We start from the raw sequence: 7,727 nt of genomic DNA, 5'->3' as shown, positions 1-7,727 counted from the left end.
CGCTTTCTAGATATCCCCCCGCATTGCAGCGATAGGCACTTGGGATGTTAACTAGCCGAATGCACAGCAACACTCCGGCCTCACGACTCTTGGTCAAACCCGAATACTCGAAGCTCCTGATCACAGCGACACGCTTTCGCAATACGTGCGGCCCACGCGATGGCCTCCTTACTTGAAGGCAGCTCAAGTATAGTGAATCCACCATTGAGCGGAGGCTCCCACGGGTAGCCTCCCTCAGCAACTGAGCCATTGGCCGAAACGAGAACGGGCGGTACTTTTTCATCAATACCACCGGCGAAGACGTAAACGCCCGCTTCCTTCGCCTCGCGTATCACGGCATGAGCGTCTCGGCCCACCGCCTCCAACTCATTGTCGGGTACTTTCATTGCAGCGCTGGGGAATGAAATTAGATACTTTGCCATGGTCTTCTTTCTCTAGGAATCTTGTGGCCAGTGATACAAGCCATGCTCAACGCGCAGCATCTGCGCCGTCCGAAACCCGAAATGGCGACCGGATGCAGCAGCCGTGTCATCGGGACGGCTTCACCGTTTCTTTAATGCGGATTTGAACGCCGTTAGCTGCTCAGTTCCGCGACTGGGTCCGCCGCTCCCCTTCGTTAAACGCCGACAAACCTTAATCCAGCATCTTCCTCAACGTCAATGCCGACATCGGCGGGCTGAGCAGCTCGGGTTTCTCCTGATCATGGAGAGGCGTAGCGGTATATATTGCATTACGGCCAAGGAAGCTGCGATAGGCAGGTGTCACATGCCATCCGCAGGCAAAAGCTCGCTGCGTTCGCACTGTACGGAGCCGTGAAACCTTCAAGCCTCCCCAAAGGGAACTTATCAATCCAATCGGTGTTTAGCTGGATCAGCACGGGATTGACATCAGAACACGAACAGTTGGCGGACCAGCACCTATGCCAGATCGAATTAGCCGGCGCCAGTTTATTGCAGCCGCTGCGGCTTTGGGAGCAGCAGGGTGTCATCTACAGCGCGCCGAGGGCATCGGCGCGGAAACCGGTAACCGAGCGCCGAATTTTGTGATGATCCTTTCGGAGGCGCATGGGTGGTCGAGTACGTCCGTGCTATCGGACCCGGCCCGGGCCGACAGTAAGAGCGAGGTCGCACAGACTCCGGCTCTTACGCGGTTGGCGGAGCAAGGCATGCGATTCTCGCGCGCCTACGCATCGTCACCCCGGTGCACGCCGTCGCGCGCGGCCATTCTTACCGGCAAGTCGCCGGCCCAATTGCACATGACTTTCGTGACGGACGACGGCGGCACCCGCCGCCGGCCCAACGCGGCCGCGACTCCAATCGTCCCTCCGCATTGTTTGCTGGAACTTCCCGAATCGGAGATGACAGTCGCGGAATCATTGCGCGCCGAAGGGTACGCCACCGCGCATTTCGGCAAATGGCACGTTGGTCACGCCGACCCGTCGCGGCATGGATTTGACGAGAGCGACGGTCCAACGAGTAATCGTGGTCCGGGTGGCAACGACAAGCCCAATCCGCTCGCGGCGCACGAAATCACCGATCGAGGCATTGCATTTGCGCGGCGCCAGGTCCAGGCAGGTAAGCCGTTCTACCTTCAACTCTCGCATTACAGCGCGCGCAATCAGGAGGACGTTTCGCCCGATGTGCTCGACGCCTTCATGAAACGGACGGGGATAACCGACCCCCGTATTGCCAGCGCGCACGCGGCGGTCGAAGAAATGGACACGACAATTGGCAAGTTGCTGGCGGCGTTGGATGAATTGAAGATCGCGGACAACACGTACGTCGTCTACACGACGGACCATGGAACCCAGGGCAGGAACGAGAATGCGCCACTCAGCGAAGGAAAGGGCACCTTGTGGGAGGGCGGTATTCGCGTTCCCTTGATTGTTCGCGGTCCTGGAATCGAGGCGGGGAGCGCATCAACGACGCCGGTCATCGGACATGACTTCTATCCAACGTTTCTGGACCTTGCCGGATCCAAGGAGCCCCTGCCCAAGGGTGTGGAAGGAGGCAGTCTGCGCGGTGTGCTGAATAATGGCGGCACGGGCGCTGTCAAGAGACCGTTCGACTACTTCGTCTTTCACTTTCCCCATTACGACCACGACCCCAATGGCCCCGGCACGGCGATAATCGCGGGCAACTACAAATTGATTCACTTCTACGAGACGGACAAGCGATTGCTGTTCAATCTAGCGGAAGATATCGGGGAAAAGCGCGACCTGGCCGCTGTCGAACCAGAAAGAACCGACACACTGGCACGGACCATGGACGAGTATCTTAAGGCAATGAGTGCGCAAATGCCGACGCGGAACGCGGCAGCGTCAACGGGGACGAGCGATGTCCCGCAATATCAAGATCGCCCGAGGCCGCCCGGCAAGCAGAAGGATGAGAAGAAAGGCGGAAAACGAAATGCCATTCGTTAACGGGCGCGCTCATGGAATTGGCATCCAGCAGTTCAGACAGGACTGATTCATGAAGATATCGCGTCGACGTGCAGTGGGGTTGATGTTGTTCGCGCCGTGGGCAGCCGCTGCGCAAGATAGTGTCGTAGCGCCGGACACGAGGCGGCGCGGCAATCGACCGCCCGGCAACCGGGGGCCCGGCGGACCGCAACACAACCCGGACCAGAAGAAGGCGTCGACGTTCTACACGGACGTGCCCGCCCACGACTTTGACATAATCCTTGGACGTCCCACGGCAGATGCGATTACCGCGAGCGTCCTGTCCTACGCCGAAATCGAAGGTTTCTTTTCGTACGGAAGCGATCCGAGTAAGCTTGATCAAGAGAGCGCGCCCCAGCGATTCCGGGCCGGCGAGCCCGTGGAAGTTGTTTTGACCAAGCTGCGCCCCAACCAAGCATACAGCTATTGCTTCAACTGGCGGCGCGCTGGTGCGACTGATTACACCGCCGATGGACCCCGCCGTTTCCAAACGCAGCGCAGTCGCGGCAGCGAGTTTACGTTTACGGTTCAGGCGGACTCACACCTCGACGATCCGCAAGCGGCGTCACTGTACACCAATACCCTCCGCGCCGTGCAGGCAGACGCGCCCGATTTCCACATCGACCTCGGCGACACGTTCATGACAGACAAGCGCGGTCAGCAGTTCGCAACAGCGCAATCGCAGTACCTTGCGCAGCGATACTATTTGGGCCTGGTGGGGCACTCGGCGCCGGTGTTCCTGGTCTTGGGAAACCACGACGGCGAAACGGGATCGCGGTTTTACGGCAAGGGCGATTCGATGCCGGGTTGGTCGAACGCGATGCGCCGACGATATTTTCCGAACCCACTGCCGAACGGTTTCTACACCGGCAACAACATGCCCACGGACCCGCTGGGGCTGTTGCAGGACTACTATTCGTGGGAATGGGGAAATGCGCTCTCTGTCGTGCTCGATCCGTATTGGTTCACAACGTCGCGTTCCAAAGGGCCCGCCGCGTTTTGGGAACGCTCGCTCGGAGAGACGCAATATCGTTGGCTCGAATCGACGCTTGCGAAGAGCAACGCGCCGTTCAGGTTCGTGTTCATTCACAATCTCGTCGGTGGCGGCGATGAAGCGATGCGTGGAGGCGCGGAAGCGGCGCGGTTCTTCGAGTGGGGCGGGCGCAACCTGGACGGCACGCCCGAATTCGCGCAGCATCGGCCTGGCTGGCCCGCGCCGATTCACGATGTGCTCAAGAAATATGGCGTCAGCGTCGTATTTCACGGACACGATCATTTCTTCGCGCGACAGGAACTCGATGGCATCGTCTATCAACTTGTGCCGCAGCCCGCGACACCGGGAGGCCGCAACGTCACGCGGATGGTGAGTGAGTATGGCTACGTGTCGGGCGACTTTCTGCCAAGTCCGGGGTACCTTTGGGTCAGCGTCGGCAATTCGGAAACGCATGTGGTTTTCAAAAACACCAGTAGCGAGAAAGCCGAGCAGGCGTTTGAATACCGCATACCGTCGTCGCAAAGAAACATGGGAAGTGCAGGCAAGAAATGAACCTTCGTCGTACAGTCGCATGCGCTGTGGCATTTGCAGGGATATTGCACCTTATTGGTTGCACACCGCCTCCACGCCCCGCGCCGGCGCCAACGCCGGCCCAGTCCACTGGGGCGCCGTCAGGTTTCGTGTCGATCCCGGCGGGCACATTCGAGATGGGCGATCATCACAATCTTGGCGGCCGCGAACACCGCAACGACGAGTTGCCGCTTCATGCCGTATCGCTCCCCGCGTTCTACATGGCCGCAATGGAAACGACCAATCAAGAGTATTGCGCATTTCTTAACGCCAAATTCGACGCGAAAGAAATTGTTGTGCAAAACGGACAGGTCTTCGCGGCAGACGGCAAGACGTTGTTTTGCGATACCGCTGAATCCGATTCTGCCAGCAGCATTCGGTTGAACGGCACTCGGTTCGAGATTGTCGACCACCGCGCGGAGCACCCAGTAGTGTGTATCCGTTGGAACGGCGCTGCCGCGTACTGCAACTGGCGCAGCGAATTGGAAGGTCTCGCACAATGCTACGACCCGGCAACCTGGCGGTGTGACTACGGCCGCACGGGGTACCGGTTGCCAAGCGAAGCCGAATGGGAGTATGCCGCGCTTGGCGGCGCGAACGAGCAGTATCCGATCTTTCCGTGGGGCGACGAGCCGGACAATGCGCGAGCGAATTGGCCCGATTCGGGCGACCCTTACGAAACCGGCCCTATTCCGTGGACAACGCCGGTTGGGTTCTATAACGGCGAGCCGCACGCCAAGGCGCAATTTGGCTGGCCGGGCGACCAAGCCGAGTACAAGACGGCGAACGGGGCCAACGGCTATGGCCTGTTCGATATGTCGGGCAATGTTTGGGAATGGGTGAACGATTGGTACGCGCCGGATTACTACGCGCAGAGTCCCGCATTGAGTCCCACGGGGCCCGAAACGGGTCAACCCATGCCCGACGGGAATCCGTACCGGGTGCTGCGCGGCGGAAATTGGTACAACGGCGAATGGGGGCACGGCCGCCTCTCCAATCGAGACCCGTCGTATTTCCGCGGTCCCGACGATCCGAACCATCGGTGGTATCACATTGGATTCCGGGTTGCACGGTCTGCGGAGGATCAAGCCGCGTTACCGCCGCGAAAAGAGAGCGAACCGACGCCGCAGCCGCGCGGGGAACGCCCGCCGAGAGAACGTGCGCCACGTGTTCCCGGAAAGTTCCAAGGTACGGACTCTAACGGTGACGGGGCCGTCACCGTGGACGAATACGTGTTCCACGAGAGAAAGAAGTTCGGGCGTATCGACACGGATGGCAGCGGCACGCTTACCGAAGCCGAAATAGACGCGGATGAACGTCAGCAGCGTGGCGGGGCCGCAACCGGAGGCCGCAACCGATTCGAGCGTACCGACGCCAATCGCGATGGCACGGTATCGTTGGACGAGTATATTGCTGCCGAGCGTGCAAAGTTCGATGAACGAGACACAGACCGCAATGGTGTGTTGTCGCAGCCCGAACTGGAGGCGGCCCAACCCCGCCCCAATGACAGGAACGCCCCCCCTCCGCTCACACCACCTCGGCGAGATGAAGCGCCCCGATCTCCAGCCCGGCAAGGACCGCGCGAAGCGCCCGCGTTGAACTTCTCGGCGTTGTCGGAAGACAAGCTCGGTATCGTCACGAACGGGACAGACGCTGCACCTGGCTACACGCTCTTTGCGCCCAAGCATCGCACTATGACGTATCTTATCGACAACGCGGGTCGCGTCATCCACGAATGGAACGCGTGCCAGTATGAGCCGGGACAGACCGTCTATCTGCGCGAAAACGGAAACCTGCTGCGTTGTTGCTTCACCCACGCGCGCGGTTTCACGCGAGGCGGCGAGGGAGGCAGGCTCGAAGAGTATGATTGGGACGACAACCTGGTGTGGGAATTCGATTACGCCAGCGACCAGCACATGCTGCATCACGACGTCGCAATTCTTCCGAATGGAAATATCCTCGCGCTTGCGGTCGAGCGCCGAACCAGAGAGCAATGTGTTGCCGCTGGATTCGATCCGGACGTGCTTATCGACGGCGAACTCTACCCGGACTACATCATTGAGATAGCGCCAACGCGGCCAAAGGGCGGAGCAATCGTTTGGGAGTGGCACGTGTGGGATCATTTGATTCAAGACCGCGATACACGCGCATCGAATTTTGGCGTCATTGCGGACCATCCCGAGCGGATTGATGTAAACTGCAATGGACGCCGCGCCCCCGCGTTCTGGAATCACATGAATTCCATTGCGTACAACTCGAAACTGGATCAGATTCTCCTCAGCGTGCGCGGCTGTAACGAGATCTGGATCGTCGATCATTCGACCACGACGCAAGAGGCAGCCAGCCATAGTGGCGGCAAATATGGTAAGGGCGGCGACTTGTTGTATCGCTGGGGAAATCCCGCGGCGTATCGGCGCGGCGGTGACGCGGACCGTCAGTTGTTCGATCAGCATGACGCGCACTGGATCGCGGACGGATGCCCCGGCGCCGGAAACATCCTCATCTTCAATAATGGCCTCGATCGAGGGTATTCGTCCATTGAGGAGATCGTCCCTCCATTGAACTCCAATGGAGATTACACAACGCCAACCGCGGGCGCTTTTGGACCCGTGGCGCCAGTCTGGAATTACTCCGCGCCCAACAAGGCCGACTTCTATTCATCGGAGATTTCCGGCGCAGATCGGTTGCCCAATGGCAACACCCTGATCTGCGCGGGCGTGTTGGGAACGTTCTTTGAAGTGACTCCAAAGGGTGAGACCGTGTGGAAATACGTGAATCCCGTTGTGCGCGGCGGGACTTTGGCGCAAGGCGAGACTCCTGGGGTTGATGATCGGGGACACTTCCTGAACGCCGTCTTCAAGGTTCGACGGTACCCGCCTCACTATGCCGGGCTCGCGGGCAGGCCACTCGCTCCAGGGAGTCCAATCGAGTTGCCTGCGGACATGAAGGGCAAGACGGGTCTTGACCGCGTCAACACCATGCCTGTAAAAGGCCCGGACCATCCCCGCGGTCCAAGCACCGACTCCACCGAAAGTGGCGGCATTCTCCGAGCAATCGGGTACTTGTAGTGCAATCACGCAGAGCCGCCGCCGATGCCAAGGGTAGGTTGTCACTTCGGCGTTGATGAGCGTGTGAGACCAGACTTGTCGGCACGTGAGTAGAACGTTGCGGCACAGTCGCGGCCGTGCGCGAATGATCCGGTACGCTGGCTTGCTTCCGCTGCGTTGTCCTCGATTACCTTACCCGCACCGGCCACCACACCGTTCGTTGTTCGTAAACTGAGCCAATAGAGGCCAGCTCTTTGTCTCGCCTTGATGTCGTCCTGATGGCGTGATAGTGTGCGATCGGTTGCGATTAAGGCGCACTGGGCTGAAGACAAAGCAATACTATTTGGGGAATTCCATGATCGTTCGCACACGATTCGCTATGTTCAATGCGCTGTGGGTTCTTGCGCTGCTGGCGATGGCAATGGGAGTCCGTGCGGAAACGCTGACTCCCGCGCCGGAAGGCACGTTCACCATCGCAGTGATCCCCGACACGCAGCGTTATCTTGGACCGGGCACGGGCAAGGGCGACGAAAGCGGTGCACCACGAAACCCCGCCTTTGACTCGCGCACGTCCTGGCTCGCCGCAAACATCGAGGCCCAGCGGATCGTCTTCATCACCCACACCGGCGATATCGTCGACAAGAACGAAGAACGCCAGTGGAAAGTCGCGCGCGCC

General features: G+C 59.6%; 5 protein-coding genes. 4 read left to right on the top strand and 1 reads right to left on the bottom strand.

Going from position 1 to position 7,727, the window contains the following annotated elements:
• Positions 1 to 80: 80 nt before the first annotated feature.
• Positions 81 to 422 (bottom strand): transcription initiation protein, encoded by a 342-nt coding sequence (locus K1Y02_23630; protein ID MBX7259374.1) that lies wholly within the window; start codon positions 420 to 422, stop codon positions 81 to 83.
• 497 nt (positions 423 to 919) lie between these two features.
• Between K1Y02_23630 and K1Y02_23625 the strand changes: the two genes are divergently transcribed.
• The 4 genes from K1Y02_23625 to K1Y02_23610 all read left to right on the top strand — a co-directional run.
• Positions 920 to 2,422 (top strand): sulfatase, encoded by a 1,503-nt coding sequence (locus tag K1Y02_23625; GenBank protein ID MBX7259373.1) that lies wholly within the window; start codon positions 920 to 922, stop codon positions 2,420 to 2,422.
• A gap of 49 nt (positions 2,423 to 2,471) precedes the next feature.
• On the top strand, positions 2,472 to 3,986 hold the full coding sequence (locus K1Y02_23620; protein ID MBX7259372.1) for a metallophosphoesterase: 1,515 nt from the start codon (positions 2,472 to 2,474) through the stop codon (positions 3,984 to 3,986).
• Positions 3,983 to 7,072 (top strand): SUMF1/EgtB/PvdO family nonheme iron enzyme, encoded by a 3,090-nt coding sequence (locus tag K1Y02_23615; GenBank protein ID MBX7259371.1) that lies wholly within the window; start codon positions 3,983 to 3,985, stop codon positions 7,070 to 7,072. The genes K1Y02_23620 and K1Y02_23615 overlap by 4 nt, the downstream gene beginning before the upstream one ends.
• Positions 7,073 to 7,406: 334 nt before the next feature.
• Positions 7,407 to 7,727 (top strand): hypothetical protein (locus tag K1Y02_23610; GenBank protein MBX7259370.1); only part of this gene is annotated, 321 nt, incomplete at its 3' end.

This window comes from Candidatus Hydrogenedentota bacterium (assembly GCA_019695095.1).
GTDB lineage: Bacteria > Hydrogenedentota > Hydrogenedentia > Hydrogenedentales > SLHB01 > JAIBAQ01.
The sequence above is the reverse complement of the archived record's forward strand: the minus strand, read 5'-3'. Positions and strand labels throughout refer to the sequence as shown.